Source organism: Paenibacillus aurantiacus, assembly GCF_042431225.1.
Lineage (GTDB): Bacteria > Bacillota > Bacilli > Paenibacillales > Paenibacillaceae > Paenibacillus_Z > Paenibacillus_Z aurantiacus.
In genome coordinates this window covers 525,771-541,449 of the sequence record NZ_JBHMDO010000047.1, presented here as the reverse complement: position 1 = coordinate 541,449, position 15,679 = coordinate 525,771, and the positions used below count along the sequence as shown (strand labels likewise).

General features: G+C 58.8%; 14 protein-coding genes. 10 read left to right on the top strand and 4 right to left on the bottom strand.

The window, feature by feature from the left end:
• Positions 1-279 precede the first annotated feature (279 nt).
• From ACFFSY_RS30700 to ACFFSY_RS30690, 3 genes are all read left to right on the top strand, one after another.
• Positions 280-2,373 (top strand): putative bifunctional diguanylate cyclase/phosphodiesterase, encoded by a 2,094-nt coding sequence (locus ACFFSY_RS30700; protein WP_377501421.1) that lies wholly within the window; start codon positions 280-282, stop codon positions 2,371-2,373.
• 24 nt (positions 2,374-2,397) lie between these two features.
• Positions 2,398-2,796, top strand: a complete 399-nt coding sequence (locus tag ACFFSY_RS30695) for a gamma-glutamylcyclotransferase family protein (protein WP_377501419.1) — start codon at positions 2,398-2,400, stop codon at positions 2,794-2,796.
• A gap of 147 nt (positions 2,797-2,943) precedes the next feature.
• Positions 2,944-4,149, top strand: coding sequence for an MFS transporter (locus ACFFSY_RS30690; protein WP_377501417.1), 1,206 nt, complete (start codon positions 2,944-2,946; stop codon positions 4,147-4,149).
• A 55-nt stretch (positions 4,150-4,204) separates the two neighbouring features.
• Here ACFFSY_RS30690 and ACFFSY_RS30685 read toward each other — a convergent pair whose 3' ends face one another.
• Both ACFFSY_RS30685 and ACFFSY_RS30680 read right to left on the bottom strand, forming a co-directional pair.
• Complete coding sequence (locus tag ACFFSY_RS30685) at positions 4,205-4,918, bottom strand: hypothetical protein (protein ID WP_377501415.1); 714 nt, start codon at positions 4,916-4,918, stop codon at positions 4,205-4,207.
• A complete protein-coding gene (locus ACFFSY_RS30680) occupies positions 4,915-5,913 on the bottom strand; it encodes an ABC transporter ATP-binding protein (protein WP_377501414.1) in 999 nt (332 codons plus the stop codon). Before ACFFSY_RS30680 ends, ACFFSY_RS30685 begins: the two co-directional genes overlap by 4 nt.
• A gap of 172 nt (positions 5,914-6,085) precedes the next feature.
• Here ACFFSY_RS30680 and ACFFSY_RS30675 point away from each other — a divergent pair, with 172 nt between their 5' ends.
• The gene (locus ACFFSY_RS30675) at positions 6,086-6,784 is read left to right on the top strand and encodes a Crp/Fnr family transcriptional regulator (RefSeq protein WP_377501412.1); all 699 of its coding nucleotides are present in this window, start codon (positions 6,086-6,088) and stop codon (positions 6,782-6,784) included.
• 388 nt (positions 6,785-7,172) lie between these two features.
• Here ACFFSY_RS30675 and ACFFSY_RS30670 read toward each other — a convergent pair whose 3' ends face one another.
• Both ACFFSY_RS30670 and ACFFSY_RS30665 read right to left on the bottom strand, forming a co-directional pair.
• Entirely contained in the window at positions 7,173-7,979 is an 807-nt protein-coding gene (locus ACFFSY_RS30670; RefSeq protein ID WP_377501410.1) for a hypothetical protein, read from the bottom strand.
• Positions 7,980-8,112: 133 nt separating this feature from the next.
• On the bottom strand, positions 8,113-9,129 hold the full coding sequence (locus ACFFSY_RS30665; RefSeq protein WP_377501408.1) for an LLM class flavin-dependent oxidoreductase: 1,017 nt from the start codon (positions 9,127-9,129) through the stop codon (positions 8,113-8,115).
• A gap of 221 nt (positions 9,130-9,350) precedes the next feature.
• Here ACFFSY_RS30665 and ACFFSY_RS30660 point away from each other — a divergent pair, with 221 nt between their 5' ends.
• From ACFFSY_RS30660 to pheS, 6 genes are all read left to right on the top strand, one after another.
• A complete protein-coding gene (locus tag ACFFSY_RS30660; RefSeq protein WP_377501406.1) occupies positions 9,351-9,632 on the top strand; it encodes a hypothetical protein in 282 nt (93 codons plus the stop codon).
• Between the two features lie 392 nt (positions 9,633-10,024).
• Entirely contained in the window at positions 10,025-11,623 is a 1,599-nt protein-coding gene (locus ACFFSY_RS30655; RefSeq protein WP_377501404.1) for a copper resistance CopC/CopD family protein, read from the top strand.
• Positions 11,624-11,649: 26 nt separating this feature from the next.
• Entirely contained in the window at positions 11,650-12,513 is an 864-nt protein-coding gene (locus tag ACFFSY_RS30650; protein ID WP_377501402.1) for a sensor histidine kinase, read from the top strand.
• 125 nt (positions 12,514-12,638) lie between these two features.
• Positions 12,639-13,319 (top strand): response regulator, encoded by a 681-nt coding sequence (locus ACFFSY_RS30645; protein ID WP_377501587.1) that lies wholly within the window; start codon positions 12,639-12,641, stop codon positions 13,317-13,319.
• Positions 13,320-13,503: 184 nt separating this feature from the next.
• Positions 13,504-14,136: a YcnI family copper-binding membrane protein gene (locus tag ACFFSY_RS30640; protein WP_377501400.1), complete on the top strand. Its 633-nt coding sequence runs from the start codon at positions 13,504-13,506 to the stop codon at positions 14,134-14,136.
• A gap of 510 nt (positions 14,137-14,646) precedes the next feature.
• On the top strand, positions 14,647-15,678 hold the full coding sequence (gene pheS, locus ACFFSY_RS30635) for a phenylalanine--tRNA ligase subunit alpha (protein ID WP_377501398.1): 1,032 nt from the start codon (positions 14,647-14,649) through the stop codon (positions 15,676-15,678).
• Position 15,679: the final 1 nt, after the last annotated feature.

Genomic DNA, 15,679 nt, shown 5'->3' with positions numbered 1-15,679 from the left:
CTGGACAAGAGTATTGTTTATAGTACAAACTAGGAAGAAGAAACAAGATTCTTCCTTTTATTTTACACGATTTCGCGCATCTGTCTGACAAGCAGGCGGCCGGGCGGATCTCACAAGCGCCTCCGACTCCATTCAGGGACGTCGGAAGTATATTCATACATAACCCAAGTCTGTCGAATAGTGGCAATGAAGGATCATGGACGCAGGATGAAAGTCCTCTCCGCGGGTTGGAGAGGCGAAGGCAATCGAGCAGTCCTTCAGGAGGGAATCAGACCATTTATGAAACGGGCGGACAAATGGACATGGGGAGCGGCTGTCTGTCTCATCGCGGCAGCGGCTGTTCCCGGCATGTCCAATCTCGGAGCAAACACGCATATTTATAAGCATTTATTTGTCTTTATGCATGCGGCGGCAGAGTTTCTGGCTTTCGCATCCTGTTTTGCGATCTTTACGCTCGGCTGCCTCTTCCGCCTGGATGCGGTGACACGTTGGCAGCGCTCGCTGGCTTCGCTGTATGGCGTGGTCGGTGTGCTCACGCTGATGCATGCGATGACCTCGGATGGCATGCCGCTTGCCTCGCCGGAAGGGGCCGTTCCGATGTCGCTCCTATACGCAGGGCTGGCTGAGCTGGCTGGGGCTATTGGTTTGCTGGTCATTTTCGGCAGGGGGGAGCGATCGTCGGGGAGAGCAGGACGGATGGCCATGTTCGGCGCCGTCGCGGCGAGCACGGTATTCGCCGGTGTCCTGTACGCTTGGATCGACGGCGACCGACTTGCATACGGGCCCGGCGTTCGCGCGGTCGGCGCCGTCACGGAAGGCATGATTCTCGTTAGCTACGCGTTATCGGCAGCCATGCTGTTCTTCCGCTATCGCGCGACTAGGCCTGCGCTTGCTTCTTCCGCGATGCATGCGATGACGTTGTTCGCGCTGGCGAATGCGCTGCTTGTGCTTTCCAGCGGGGATGAGAGCTACACGCTCCTCGCAGGTCAAGGTCTTCGGCTGCTTGGTTACGCCTCGCTCATCAGAGGCATGTTCGCGTCGGCCGAGGAAGCCAAGGCGCTTCGGCAAGAATCATGCAAAGCGGATATCGACCGCGACGAACTGACGGGACTTGCGACAAGACGAATGTTGAAGGAGCAACTCCAGGCCGATATGATCCAGGCCAAGGCGGACAATCGGGTATTGGGCTTGCTGCTGCTGGATATCGACCGGTTCAAGACGATTAACGACGCGCTTGGCCATACATTCGGCGACTCTATGATCCAAGCGGTATCGGAGCGGCTGCGGTCGGCGATGGATGGACAAGACCGGATTTACCGGATGGGTGGAGACGAATTCGCGGTCGTGCTGCCCGGTCTTGCGACGACCGAAGCGGCCGAGACCCACGCGCAGCGTCTGATGGGGATGTTCGACCAGCCAATTCTGCTTGACGATGCGGAATACCATATCACCATCAGCATCGGGATCTCCTTCTTCCCGCAGGACGGAGAGAGCGTCGACGTGCTGATCAAGAACGCCGACACGGCGATGTATACGGCGAAGGTGCACCGCAACGAGTTTCAAAGCTACCATTCCGAGATGAACCAGACGACTCGGGACAAGCTGCGGCTAGAGAGCGATCTGCGCAAGGCGCTGGAGAACGAGCAGTTCACGCTGGCCTATCAGCCGCTTGTCAATTTGAATACCGGACGGATCGCCGGCGTCGAGGCGCTCGTGCGTTGGCAGCATCCGCAGCGGGGACTGCTTCCGCCGGGGGAATTCATTCCGCTCACGGAAGAGAACGGGTTAATCCTGCCGCTTGGCGAATGGGTGCTCCGAGCTGCTTGCAAGCAGAACAAAGCCTGGCAGGATGCGGGTTTGCCGCCGATGCGCATGTCGGTCAATCTGTCGATGAGACAGTTCCGGCAGCATAAGCTGGCCGATCGGATCCAGAGCATTCTGGAGCAGACCGGCATGCCGCCGGAATATCTGGAGCTGGAGATTACGGAGAGCATGACGAGCGATGTGGAGTTCGCAATCGATACGTTGTCGAGTCTGAAGGCGCTCGGCGTGCAGATCAGCATCGATGATTTCGGAACGGGGTACAGCTCGCTCGGGTACTTGAAGCGATTCCCGGTGGATAAGCTGAAGATCGACAGGTCGTTCGTCACCGATCTGAGAGAGGGCAGCAGCGACGCGGCGATCGTGACGACGATCACGTCCATGGCCAGCCACCTAAAGCTGAAGGTCACCGCGGAAGGCGTGGAGAATGACGACCAGCTGCGCTTCCTCCGCGAGCGGAACTGTGAAGAAGCGCAGGGCTATTACTTCACGAAGCCGATCCCGGCCAATTTGTTCGAACACTGGTACAAACGGTATCTGCAGTCTGCGTAGGTGGACAAGGAGGAGGCGGATAGGTTGACCGTCACGTTATTCATTTACGGCTCGCTGCTTCCGGGGATGAGCAATCACCAGCTGTTGGCTGGACGCATACTAGCGCAGCAGCCGGGACGCGTCGCCGGACGGCTCGTCGATGTCGGTCCCTATCCCGCGCTTGTACGCGATGTTGCCGCGGCCGAGTCCGGCAGCAAGGTGCAGGGGTTATGGATCGACGTCGACTTTCCGCTGCTCCGGGTGCTGGATGAGCTGGAGGACTTCGCCAGTATGGAAGAGGCGAATGATTACGAACGAATCTGGACCAAGGATGCCGCCGATCCGGCGCGATCCGGCTGGGTATATGTATGGCCTAGCGATAGGGGCCAACCGGCCGTGGACGGCGAGGATTGGACGCGATACTTTACCGACAGACGCAAATAAGAAAAAGATAGACGGGTGCCCATCAGGGTGCCCGTTTTGCTATGTGCAACGATAAATCGACTGCCTCTTCCATATTATAGGAGACAAACTATACTATAATAGAAGATGTAATAGAGATTGCCAACGACTGCGTACTTGAGGTGAAGCATGAAAGAATGGAGAAAGGCGTCGCTGCTGTTCGTCGGGTTCGGCTTTTCGAATTTGGGCAATTGGATTTACTTTGTGGCTATCAATTTGATCGTGCTGAATCTGACCGGATCGGCCGCGGCGCTTGCTGGCTTGTTCGTCATTCGCCCCCTTGCGATGCTGCTCACGAACTTCTGGTCGGGGAGCGTCATCGACCGTGTTAACGTGCGCAAGCTGATGATTCTGGTGGACGTGGCGAGAGGCGGGTTAATCTGCTGCATGGCGTGGGCATCCTCGCTCTGGAGCATTTATGCGCTTATGCTTGCCGTTAACATGTTCGGTGCTTTCTTCGGGCCGAGCTCGTCGGTCTATATAACGAAAGTAATCCCCGAGGAAGATAAGCCCCGCTTTAACGCGGTTATGGGCATGATCAATTCCAGTGCCTTTCTGGTAGGTCCGGCCGTCTCCGGCGTACTGATGATAGCATTCGATGCGGATGCGTGCATCCTGATCAACGGGCTTAGTTTCTTCGCGTGTGCAGGCATGATCTACGCGCTTCCGGATGCGGACAATCGCGAAGGAGCGGCGGTTCGGGAGCGGCTCACGTATCGCATGCTGATCCGAGACTTTCGCGAGGTGACTCGATTTGCGGGAGGCGCTACGTTGTTCGTCGGCGTATACGTGCTGTTTCAAGCTTCGATGCTCGTGGCCTATGCCATCGATTCGCAGGAGGCGACCTTCATCAAGCTGCACTTGAACCTGTCGGAGGTTGATTACGGTACGATTATCAGCGTGACGGGGATCGGCTCGTTGGCAGGTTCGGCGCTTGCCGCCGCGTTCGCGAAGCGCATCCCGTACCGATGGTATATGGGACTGGGGCTGCTGCTGGGCACGTTTTTTTACGTGACGTTCTATGCATCGTACAATTACTTGACGGCTGCGGCGTCCTTTGTGCTGCTCGGCTTCTGTATGGCCTTCTCCGGCGCGGGTTTCGCGACGTTCTTCCAGCGTCACGTGCCAGCTGAGGTCATGGGGCGATTCTCGAGTATAGCAGACCTGATATCGGGGATCGCGCAAGTCGCGCTCACGCTGAGCGTCGGATTGCTGGCCGATCTCCTGCCGCTTCAGCTTGCATGCTTGGCATTTGCCGGCCTATCGCTTCTGCTTGCCTTCGGCGTGTGCGTGAAGACGTTGGCGCCATCCAGGGCTGCATATTTCGAAGCGTGAACGCAGCGCCAAATCAAGAGCCTCCTTCAGTCGTCCGAAGGAGGCTTTTTTGTCGTCAGGCCGCCGTCAACCCCTTGTGCCGGAGCAGAAGGACGAAGATAGTCAGGGCGGCAACCCCGTAAATAATACCGAAGCCGCAAGCCGCCCATATGGAAAGCCCGGATGTTCGCGGATACGCATCCAACGCATTCATGATGACGTGAACCGGGGGGAGTAGCCAGGCGAGGAAAGCGACCGATTCCGGGAGCATCCGGTGAATTCCACCCCCGGCGAGCGCCAGCGCGACGATCGCTAATAGTCCAGGCGCGGAAGTGGTCAGCCGCGGGATGAAGCGGGCCGTGAAGAAGACGCCGCAGGCGATGCCCAGCAGAGATAGCGACAGATGTCCGGCCAACGCAGCCGCGAGCTCGTAGACGGACGGCGTGCGATCGAATTTGTGCAGCAGCGCGGGGTATAGGACAAGAAGGATGACAAGCGGCGCCGTGAATACCCACGCATACAACAGCTTGGCGGCAGTCAAACGCGAGAGGCTTCCGGCATGCAGCGCGGTCAGCGTCAATTGGGTCTCGTGCTCTGTATCGATGAAACCGAACGCAAGCCAGGCGGATACGGCGAACAGTAGCGCCGACGTGAAGGCATAGCTGCCCATGACGGGATTCGGGACTAACGAATAGATCCATACCATGATGATGATTAATAGCAGAAGCGGCGGAACATAGCGGTAAGATCGCATGTACGTGGCGTGGACGTACATAGTCAGGGCGATCATGGGAATGATCGGCTCCTTTCGTTGACGGATTGCCGGGCCGCGGTTGCGGCCGACGACTCAGGTGCTTCATGTGATGACGTAGATGCCGGACTTGTGGCTACGCGCGGTTCACGGTTATCTTGAGACCGGGCATGCCGCGTGATGACGGACGTGACTTCGCGGATGGAAACGCCGTGTTTGATCGCGCTTGCAAGGAAAGCATCGGAGAGGCGTTCTTCAAGGCGAAAACAACCTGCCTCGCCATTAACCTCATATTCAAGCACGCCTGCATGCCGTCCGAGCGGACGGAGCATCTCTTCGGGCGCGCGGCAGCGAATGAGCATGTCAGGCTGAGCCGAATCGTGAGCCGTGGCTCGGGAGCGTTCCTGATCGGAGACGATGCGCCCTTGCGCGAGCGTCACGACGCGATCCGCTAACAGATCTGCGAATTCTGGCTCATGGGTTGCGGCTGCGAGCGTGACGCCGTCTTGCTTTAGCCGCCGCAAGATCGCGACAAGCTCGTCCTGCGTCGCCGCGTCTAGGCCGGCAAGCGGCTCGTCGAGCAGCAGCACTGCCGGGGGCGTGAGCAGCGCCTGCATCAGGTTGACTTTCTGCAGCATGCCTTTGGAATAATGGCGCATGTCCTGACGATCGGATACCGATAGCCTGAACAGCTCATGGAGCTGAACGATGCGCGCCTTCAGCTCGGCTTCGGGCTTGCGTTGTATGCGCCCCATATGGGTCAAATACTCGCGGGAGGTGAACTTCAGCTTGGGAAACCGGTCCGGGACATAGCCGATCGGTCCTTGGCCCAAGTACTCCCTCTTTCCTCGGCTTAAGGGAAGCAGGCCGCCGATTAGCCGCAGCAGCGTGCTTTTGCCGGAGCCGTTATGACCGACGAGAGCGGCGGATTCGCCGCGGCGCAAGGCAAGGTCGATGTCCGACAGCGCCGTAGTGCCGTTGAATCGGCGGGAAGCGCCGTGCAGGCGGACAAGCGGGGTATCATTGTAAGTCATCGGATCACGCTCCGCATTAGTTGGCGTAATATTCCATTTTAATATGGCGGATGTATGAAGAGGTTGTCAACATGAAGGTATAATAGGACATATTGTCCTTTGGCATCGTCGTAAATTAACGTAAACTACGAGGTCAGATGGAGTACGGGACATTCGAAGGGAGCGGCGAAAGTTGAAGAAGCGGACAGACGCGGATGAGATCCGCGCGCTGATCGAAGGGCATGGGCTCGGCGATGCGTTCGGCCAGGAGGTTGCGGAGCGGATGGAGCTTCGCGTCTACGACGATGGCGAATTCGTGTGCAAGATGGGCGAGCGGACAGATGGGCTGTACGTGCTCGTCTTAGGCAAGCTGAAAATTTATACGCTGCTGCCGACAGGCAAGTCGATGCTGCTTCGATTTGGCAAGGCGCCTTCGCTAATCGGCGACGTGGAATGGACGGGGCAATTCCCGGTGAAGAACAACGTGGAGGCCGTGGGCGAGTGCGCGCTGCTCTTCGCCAGCCGCGAGGTGATTATGGAGCTGCAAGCGGAACGCCCGGCATTCCTCTGGTTCATGATCGAGAACTTAAGCTACAAGCTGCACACGTTCGGCAACGCGGCAGCGATGAACGTGCTCTACCCGGTCGAGAACCGCTTCGCGAGCTATTTGCTCTCCCTGCACGAATTACGGGACCAGCAAAGGGCTGCGGACGAGATCCGCGCCTCTACGCTGACGGAGACGGCCGAGATGCTGGGGACGAGTTACCGGCATCTCAACCGGGTCATCGCGCGGTTCGTCGGCGAAGGGGTTCTGGCGCGCCGAAGAGGACGTCTCGTTATCCTGGACGAAGAGAAGCTGCGTGAGCTTGCCGGCGGACATTCGTACGCTTGAACGGGGTGAATCCAACGCAGCGGCTTCGGTTAATAAGCGCATTTCCGCAGGCTCGGGGGGACAGGCTTATGTTTTCGAACCGACTTCAAAACCCACTGAAGCCTTGTCCGACAGGACAAAAGCGTGCCAACTCGAAGCAACCCGCCGACCGCGAACAAACGTGCCAGCACGAAAATGGGTGTCCTGAAGTTTTCCAGCGGAAAACTCACTTCGGAAGCATAAGCTGGGCGAAGCCCTTTGGTTCCCCTCGGCGGAGGGGGAAGGGGGAGGGAGCACCAAAAGCGGGGTCAAAGGGGCGGAGCCCTTCATAACCCAGGGGGAGGCGACACAAACAGGCCGCATCGCTCTATCGAAGAGCGATGCGGCCTGTTCGGCGCGCAGATGCGCGTTATCGGACAATGGACGAGACCGGGTCTATGCCGGGCTCCCCAGCTCCGGCAGGGAACCATCCCATGGTCTTCGCTTCCGGGTTGGCGGAAGAAGGTCTTCCCTCCTGCCCTGGGCCATCTGTATCCACTTCGATAACGGCGGGATACGCACTAGGGGCGGCCGTTCTGCCGGCCGCCGCGTGGATCAGGCATGCGGGCAGCACGAGCATCGCCGTGCCGAGCAGCAGCATCCGTTTCAAGCGATAGACGGCAGCTGTTCCGTCGATGCGGTGAATCCGCTTATGCTTCACATGCTGCCGCACTGCTAGGAGCACGGCGACGGCAAGAACCCCGCCGGCGAATAGCGCGAGCTGAGATAGACTCCCGCGAACTGAAGGGAATACCGTAACCGCCGCATAGACGATCGATCCGAGAGTCAGCGCGTGAATGGGCAGCACGAGCTTCTTGTCCGCAGCGGCTTTGCGAAGCGTCCTGCTTGGCTGGAGCGCCGCTGCCATGTCTAGCTTTGCCGCGAATTTGGCCATGCGCACGGCGGCCGAGACGGCCGCCATGGCGGGCGCGGCGATCAATGCGGCAAAGGTTGCCCATTGGGCGAACGTTGCCCCTGCCTCGCTGCGGGCGATCGCTGCGGCTTCGCCGCCAACGAGCAGCGCGGCGACGAAGAGCAGCAGCAGCGTCAACCTGGCGGTTCGCCGCATTCGGCCGGCGGTGCCGCCTAGTGCGACCGCCCCGGCTCCGTAGCTGGCGAATAAAGTCGTCGTCGCGATGAGGAGCGCCAGCGCGTCGCGCATCATCGTCTCTGGCATGTCAATACGCCTCCGTTTCCCTAATACATCACTTCCTCTATCTTACAAAGACGCAAAGGAGCGGGGAATCGGCCGAGGACGGGGTTTGACACTGGACCTCAGACCCGGGAGCGGGATACGTCCGCGGACGGAGTTACCCGTTCACCGCTTCTTTCAGCAGCTCGTAAGAGCGCACCCTGGCGGCATGGTCATAGACCGTTGTAGCGACGATGATCTCATTGGCTTGCGTCTCCTCCACGATCTCCTGCAGTCTGGCGCGCACCGTTGCTTTGCTGCCCGCGATCGCATAATGCAGCTGCCGGTGCACGACCGCTTTCTCCTGCGCCGACCAGAGCGCGTCCATATCCGCGACCGGCGGCTGGAGCAAGCCGGTGCGCCCGCGGATGATATTGAGGAACTGCTGCTGGTGGCTCGTCGCCAAATATCTCGCTTCCTCGTCGGTCTCGGCCACGACGATATTCACGCCGACCATGGCATACGGCTTCTCCAGCTGCTGGGAAGGCTTGAAGCCGCTTCGGTATAGATCAAGCGCATGCAGCAGGTAATCTGGAGCGAAATGACTTGCGAACGCGAAAGGCAAACCGAGCTCGGCGGCAAGCCGCGCGCTGAAGTCGCTCGAGCCAAGCAGCCAGATCGGGATGTCGAGCCCTTCCCCGGGGAAAGCGCGGACGCCCGCTGGCCGGTAGTCCGGACTCGCGTTCGGGTCCAAATACGCCCGAAGTTCGCCCAGCAGCTCCGGAAAGTCATGTCCGCCGCTTGCGAGGCCGCGCCGGATAGCGCGGGCAGCCGGCTGATCGGACCCCGGTGCGCGGCCGAGTCCTAGATCGATCCGGCCGGGATACATCGATTCCAGCGTGCCGAACTGCTCGGCGATCATGAGCGGAGCATGGTTAGGCAGCATAATGCCGCCGGATCCGACGCGGATTGTCGTCGTGCCTGCCGCGATATAGCCGATCGCGACGGAGGTCGCGGAACTTGCGATGCCGGGCATGTTATGATGCTCAGCGAGCCAGTAGCGATGATAGCCGAGCCGCTCCGCATTGCGAGCGAGATCGAGCGAGTTCCGGAATGATGCCGAAGGCGTGCTGCCGGCTGTGACCGGAGCAAGGTCCAATATAGAGAGCGTTACTTGTTCGACTTTTTTGTCCATGGGTGGATAGCCTCCTGACGGGGATTCATGAATAGAGCATCCCCCCGTCATTATGAAATGTTTCAGAAATTAAAGCAAGTATCAACTCATTTGTAAGTAAGTATATTTTTTATACTAAGAGATAACGTCCTTGGGTGACGAGTTGGTCTAACCGGGCATGGCAGGCGCGAAGTATGCTACAATGTGGGGAGTTAGACAACCGAGGAATGGAGCATGGGAAGATGAGCGGACAACAAGTCAATGAGCAAGAATTGGTACGATACATAGCAGGCAAGACGAAGGCAGACGAGAAGAGCATCGGACTTGTGCTGCGCCACGCGGCGGCGTTCATGGAACGGGCGCAAGCGGGACGCAAGGGAGAGGTTGACGTCGATATCGACGATATCGTCGATTACGTCATGACCCGCAAGGATGTTCGGCTGAGCGAGCTGGCAGTCGAGAATATTCTCGAAGCGGAGATGGACTATTTAATGGACAAAGGGCTTGCCGGTTATCTCGACTAAAGTTCATGATTGGCGTCCCGCGGCTCAAGTGACCGAGACCGCGCGGGGCGCTTTTTGCGTTCTGTACACGAAACCTATAGTTTATTGTTTAATTTCTGAAACAACCTAGGTTACAATGGCAATAGATGGACGATAACCAAATAAGGAGGGAACTGATAATTTTTGGTGATTTTGCCCGGGATCTATGGGGTGGTCACGAGGCGGGGCCGGGGTAACGGCTATGAAAGTTCGAATTTTGTGCACTGGCATGAAAGCGGTTCGATTAGTACACTAAGACTTGTAGTGCAAAAGAGAAAGGACGTGCGGCTTCATTGATAATTCCTGCTAATCAACCATCGTCTTATGTGAAACAATGGCAAACTAGCCAGCGCCTTGCGGCGCGGCTTCTCCTAATGCTGGCGCTGGCGGTGTCGGTACTGCTGATGCCAAGCCTGGCGTCCGCCCATGCGGTCATCGAGAAGATGACGCCCGCCGTCGGCGAGAGAATGGCGAAGGGGCCGGATCGAATCGAGCTCGTCTTCAATGAAGCGATCGAATCGAAAGTCGGCTCGCTGAAGGTGCTTGATAAACGATCTAAAGCAGTCGGCTCGGCCGAACCGGTCACGAGCGAGGACGGACGCACGTTGTCGCTCGCGCTTCCTGCGCTGGAAGAAGGCGTGTATACGGTCTCCTACAATGTCATCTCGGCGGACGGTCATCCGGTCACGGGCTCGTACGTCTTCATCGTCGGCGACCCGCCGGAAGCCGTCGACGCCTCGAACTTCAATCTGCATACCCAGCTCGGCCACGAAGGGCATGTGATGTCGACCCAGCTGGGCGGCAGAGATTTCATTCTATATGCCATGCGAATCGCGTATTATGCGGCGCTCATGCTCGCGGCCGGTCTTCTCTTGTGGTCGGCCATCGCGAGGAAGGAGAACCAGTCGCTGGGCCGCGTCCGCCGCAAGTGGGAACTTCCTGTCGCCCGAACGCTGCTTGTAGTTGTCCTTCTCTTCGTGTTCATCCAAGCGACGGAGATGATGAAGGGCTATCCGGCGAGCGAATATGCGAAGCTGTTCGGTCAAACCTCGGTCGGCCGCGGCTGGCTGCTGCTCATCGTGCTGGCTGCTGCGCTGTTCCCCGTGCTCAAGCTAGGCAGCGCCGCGAGAGCCGTATGGGCCGTGCTCATCCTTGGCGTGGAGAGCTGGAGCGGCCATGCAGTCGTCTATTCGCCTAAATTCGTGACGGTGCTGCTGGACTTCGTCCATCTGGCTGGCGCCGCGCTATGGTCGGGCGGACTCGTCCTTCTGCTCGCATTGTGGAAGTTCGACCGCAAGGAAGCCGGACGTTTCGCCGAGCAGTTCTCCCAAATGGCGCTCTTGTCGATCGCGGTCATGACGGTCAGCGGCGTGGCGATGACGCTGTTCTTCCTGCCGTCGCTCGATTATCTGCTGTATACGCCTTGGGGCAAAATGCTCATCGCCAAGACCGCGCTCGTCGTGCTCGTGCTGATCGTCGGCGCGCTGCTTCGCTTCCGCGTGCGGAAAGGTCAGCTGCCGCCGCTGGCGCTGTTGAGAGTGGACCTGGGGCTGATGGCGCTCATTATCGCGATCGTCGGCATCTTCACCTATATCACCCCGCTCCCGGCGAACGAACCGATTTTGTATCACAAAATGGGCGAGAAGCAGCATCTGACGCTGCGCATCTCGCCGAATAAGCCGGGGGCGGACAATACGTTCATCCTGCGCGTCTGGCTGCCGCAGAACGTCGGGCCGGCCAAGTCGGTCAGAATGCGGATGATTTCGCTCGACCGTCCGGACCTTGGCGCGATCGAAGTGCCGCTTAAGCCATTCGTGGACGAAGAGACGAGCGAGTTCACCGGCTTCATCGGCGATTCGCTTAAAGCGGAAGGGCCGTTCCTGCCGTTCGCGGGCAAGTGGCAGGCGGAGATGCGGTTCATCACGCAGAACGACGACGAAATCGTGGAGCGCTATGAATTCCGCAACTATTAATCGGGCTGAGAGAAGGAGCGGCCGCGATGCGATATAAACGGATCAAATGGCTCATTCTCTGGATACCGACGGCGACGATCGCCCTCTGGGAATACGTCCGACACGCGTTCCTGCTTCCGTATATCTCGATGGATCTCGGCAATTTGCTTGCTCCGGTCATCGTCCTGGTCGTGACGCTCACCCTGGTGCGCGGGCTCATGCGCATGCTGGAGGAAGCGCACGAATCGCTGCAGCGCGAGCGTGCGGTGAAAGCCGCGCTCGTCGAACGCGAGCAGCTGGCGCGCGAGCTGCACGACGGCATCTCGCAGTCGCTGTTCCTGCTTGCCGTCAAGCTCGACAGGCTGGAACGGGAGACGGAAGGCGGCGCGGCCGCCCAGACGGCCGTCCAGCTGCGCGGCACGGTCAGGCGCGTCTTCGAAGATGTGCGGCAGTCGATCGCCAATCTGCGCAGCGAGCCGTCGCTGGCGGATACGGAGTGGATGCAGCCGGTCGTGCTGCTCGCCGAGGAGATGGCCAGTACGGACGGCATTCGGGTGGAGATGGATTGGCGGCTGTCGGAGCTTGGCCTTACGAACAAGCAGAAGGTGGAGTTAATCGCAATTATTCGCGAAGCGATGCTGAACGTGCAGAAACATGCCGGGGCTAGCCGAATGCTTGTGCGCACAGAGCCGTCGGAGAACGGCGGATTTCGCTGCATGGTCGAGGATGACGGCGCTGGCGCTGAACCTAGCGATCTGATGGCTAAGGGCCGTTACGGCATCCGCATGATGCAAGATAGAGCCAGAGAAATGGACTGGCAGCTTGACATGGGCACGGCTGACGTACCAGGAACGCTAAATGGCCGAAACAGCGGATTACGCGTCGTGCTAACTTCGAAGGAGGGCGCTTGAATATGAAGAAGCCATACGATCAACCAAGAGAACAAGCGCTCGACGGAACCGGCGCAGGGAGCCCGCAGACGCCAAGCCGTGTCCGGGTCGTCATCGTAGACGATCACCCGCACGGCCGGGAAGGGATGCGGGAGATTCTTGGCGCCGACCCGCTCTTCGACATCGTCGGCGAGGCGGCTCACGGCGAACAGGCCGTCATGATGGCGGCAGAGCTCGGGCCGGACCTGGTATTGATGGATATTCATATGCCGGTCATGAACGGCATGACGGCCACCCAGCATATCAAGGCGGTCGATCCGCAGATCAAAATCGTCATGGTGACGGTCTCCGACGACATCACGCATCTGTTCGAGGCGATCAAGCGAGGCGCGCAGGGGTACTTGCGGAAGAATCTGTCCCCCTCTTCCTGGCTTGAGTACTTAAGAGGGATCGTCGTCGACGAAGCGCCGATGTCCAGGGAGCTGGCGCGGCGTCTGCTGCAGGAATTCAGCGGCGCGTCCGCTGCGGATTCGGGCTCAATTGCCAAGATCGACGGGGCTGTGAACCGATTAGGGAAAGGGAATGCGTTCGAGCGCCGGGAGAGCGGCATCGGCGAACATGGCCGAACCCCGCTGACGCAGCGTGAAGGCGATATTCTGGCGCGCGTTGCCTCCGGCGATTCGAACAAGCAGATCGCCGTGACGCTCGGGTTGTCCGAGCATACGGTAAAGAATCATTTGAAGAATATTTTGCAAAAGCTGCATTTGGATAACCGGGTTCAGCTGACGCGGTATGCGTACGAGCAAGGGTTGGTAGGCGACCGTTAAGCAACGACGACGGCTGCATACATGCGGCGGATTGGAAGGACTTGGATCTGAAAGGCGGTCCGAGTTCTTTTTTTTATTTCGTACACAATTTCGACATATTTTGCTAGCCCTATCGAGTCATGCAGCCATAACCATCGTGCATTATACTCGATACATTGAGCACACGAGCATAGGGGGATTCTTAATGCAGGCAATGAAGAAGATGACGGTTATCGCGATGGCGATGCTGTCCATGGTGCTGTTCGCCGGCATGGCGAGCGCGCATGTGACGGTGTGGCCGAAGGCGACGACGCAAGGCAGCTATGAAGTGTTCGCGGTGCGGGTGCCGAGCGAATCGGAGAACGTGACGACCAAGAGCATCCAGCTAACCGTTCCAGAGACGGTGAAAGTGTCCCGGGTCGAACCGAAAGCCGGCTGGACTTACGCGATTGAACAGAACGCGGAAGGCGGCATTACGAAGGTGACCTGGACGTCGGATGGCGAAGGTCTGAAGCAGACGGAATTCACCGAGTTTCGCGTGAGCGGCAAAGTGGCCGAGGATGCGACGGAAATCACTTGGAAGGCCTACCAAACGTACAGCGACAATTCGGTCGTGGAATGGATTGGCGCGGCGGACGCGGATTACCCGGCATCGGTGACGACGGTAACTCCAGGGACGGGCGAAGGCGACGGTCACCATGGCGCGGCGGCCGCGAGCGATACAGCCGCAGCGGAAGAAGGATCGGATAGCGATTCCAAGCTGCCGCTTATTCTGTCGATCGTGGCGGTTGTACTTGCGGCGCTGGCGGCCATCCGTTCGTTCGCCAGCAAGAAATAAGCGATTTGGCTGGAAGCTGATTACGGAGCATGAGAAGTCCTGCGCCGGCATCCGAACGATGCTGGCGCAGGATTTTTTTGTATATCCACAAGGCGGGCGGCTGATTTCGTGGATTTTCGCGCGAAAGCTTGCGCAGGGGGCGACATTTTATATATAATCGACACATACTTTTAATGCGATGAGGAAGATAAGTACGCAGCGCTGCCGCACAGGGAGAGGACGCCGAAGATTGAGAGCGTCTTTACGGGAACCGGAGCTGCCGAAATTCCCTTCCGAGCAGGCTTCTGAACACGCTGGCGGTCGAACGGCTGCTTGCGCAAAGTAGGAGGGCCCGGCTTTCCGGCCGATATCCGGAGCATGAGGAACGGCTCAAGTCCCCGTGACCGCGCTATTACCGCGCTCGTCAGGCGGCGCGTCGACCGTTCGAATATGGGTGGTACCACGATCCTTTCGTCCCTGCGTCAGCGGGGAGGAAGGATCTTTTTTATTTTGCGTGTGGAGGCGAAAGGAATGAAAGAACGTTTAGAAGCATTGCGCTCGGAAGCCTTGACGGAGCTTGAGACCGTCGACAGCCCGCAGCAGTTGAACGATCTGCGCGTCAAGTATTTGGGCAAGAAAGGCGCGCTCACGGAAATTTTGCGGGGAATGGGCTCGCTGAGCGCGGAGGAGCGGCCAATCATCGGCCAAGTCGGCAACGACGTGCGCGCGGCGATCGAATCCGTCATTGAAACGAAGCAGGCGGCATTCGTCGCTTCGGAGACCGAAGCGCGTCTTGCGGCCGAGACGATCGACGTCACGTTGCCGGGCAAGAAACCCGAAGCAGGCGCGATCCATCCGCTGAACAAAGTGGTGCAGGAGATCGAGGATATTTTCGTCGGCCTTGGTTATACCGTTGCGGAAGGCCCGGAAGTCGAGACGGATTACTACAACTTCGAGGCGCTGAATCTGCCGAAGGATCACCCGGCGCGCGATATGCAGGACTCGTTCTACATCACGGACGAAATTCTGATGCGCACGCAGACATCCCCGGTACAGGTTCGCACGATGAAAGCGGCGCAGGGCAAACCGATCAAAGTCATTTGCCCGGGCAAAGTGTACCGCCGCGACGACGACGACGCGACGCATTCGTTCCAATTCAACCAAATTGAAGGTCTCGTGATCGGCCCGAACATCCGGATGAGCGACCTGAAGGGCACGCTGCTCCAGTTCGTGCAGCTCATGTTCGGCAAGCAGGCGCAAATCCGCCTTCGTCCGAGCTTCTTCCCGTTCACCGAACCGAGCGCGGAAGTCGATGTGACCTGTTCGCAGTGCGGCGGCGACGGCTGCCGGATGTGCAAGCATACCGGCTGGCTCGAAATTCTCGGATGCGGCATGGTACACCCGCGCGTGCTCGAGATGGGCGGCTACGACCCGAACGAAGTGAGCGGCTTTGCGTTCGGCATGGGCGTGGAGCGGATCGCGCTGCTCAAGTATGGCATCGACGACATCCGCCACTTCTACACCAACGATCTGCGCTTCTTGAGCCAGTTCGTCCGAATGTAAA

Coding starts and splice junctions, on each gene's coding strand:
- ACFFSY_RS30700 (WP_377501421.1), top strand. CDS start 280: ATGAAACGGGCGGACAAATGGACATGGGGAGCGGCTGTCTGTCTCATC.
- ACFFSY_RS30690 (WP_377501417.1), top strand. CDS start 2,944: ATGAAAGAATGGAGAAAGGCGTCGCTGCTGTTCGTCGGGTTCGGCTTT.
- ACFFSY_RS30685 (WP_377501415.1), bottom strand. CDS start 4,918: ATGATCGCCCTGACTATGTACGTCCACGCCACGTACATGCGATCTTAC.
- ACFFSY_RS30680 (WP_377501414.1), bottom strand. CDS start 5,913: ATGACTTACAATGATACCCCGCTTGTCCGCCTGCACGGCGCTTCCCGC.
- ACFFSY_RS30670 (WP_377501410.1), bottom strand. CDS start 7,979: ATGCCAGAGACGATGATGCGCGACGCGCTGGCGCTCCTCATCGCGACG.
- ACFFSY_RS30665 (WP_377501408.1), bottom strand. CDS start 9,129: ATGGACAAAAAAGTCGAACAAGTAACGCTCTCTATATTGGACCTTGCT.
- ACFFSY_RS30660 (WP_377501406.1), top strand. CDS start 9,351: ATGAGCGGACAACAAGTCAATGAGCAAGAATTGGTACGATACATAGCA.
- ACFFSY_RS30655 (WP_377501404.1), top strand. CDS start 10,025: ATGCTGGCGCTGGCGGTGTCGGTACTGCTGATGCCAAGCCTGGCGTCC.
- ACFFSY_RS30650 (WP_377501402.1), top strand. CDS start 11,650: ATGCGATATAAACGGATCAAATGGCTCATTCTCTGGATACCGACGGCG.
- ACFFSY_RS30645 (WP_377501587.1), top strand. CDS start 12,639: ATGCGGGAGATTCTTGGCGCCGACCCGCTCTTCGACATCGTCGGCGAG.
- ACFFSY_RS30640 (WP_377501400.1), top strand. CDS start 13,504: ATGCAGGCAATGAAGAAGATGACGGTTATCGCGATGGCGATGCTGTCC.
- pheS (WP_377501398.1), top strand. CDS start 14,647: ATGAAAGAACGTTTAGAAGCATTGCGCTCGGAAGCCTTGACGGAGCTT.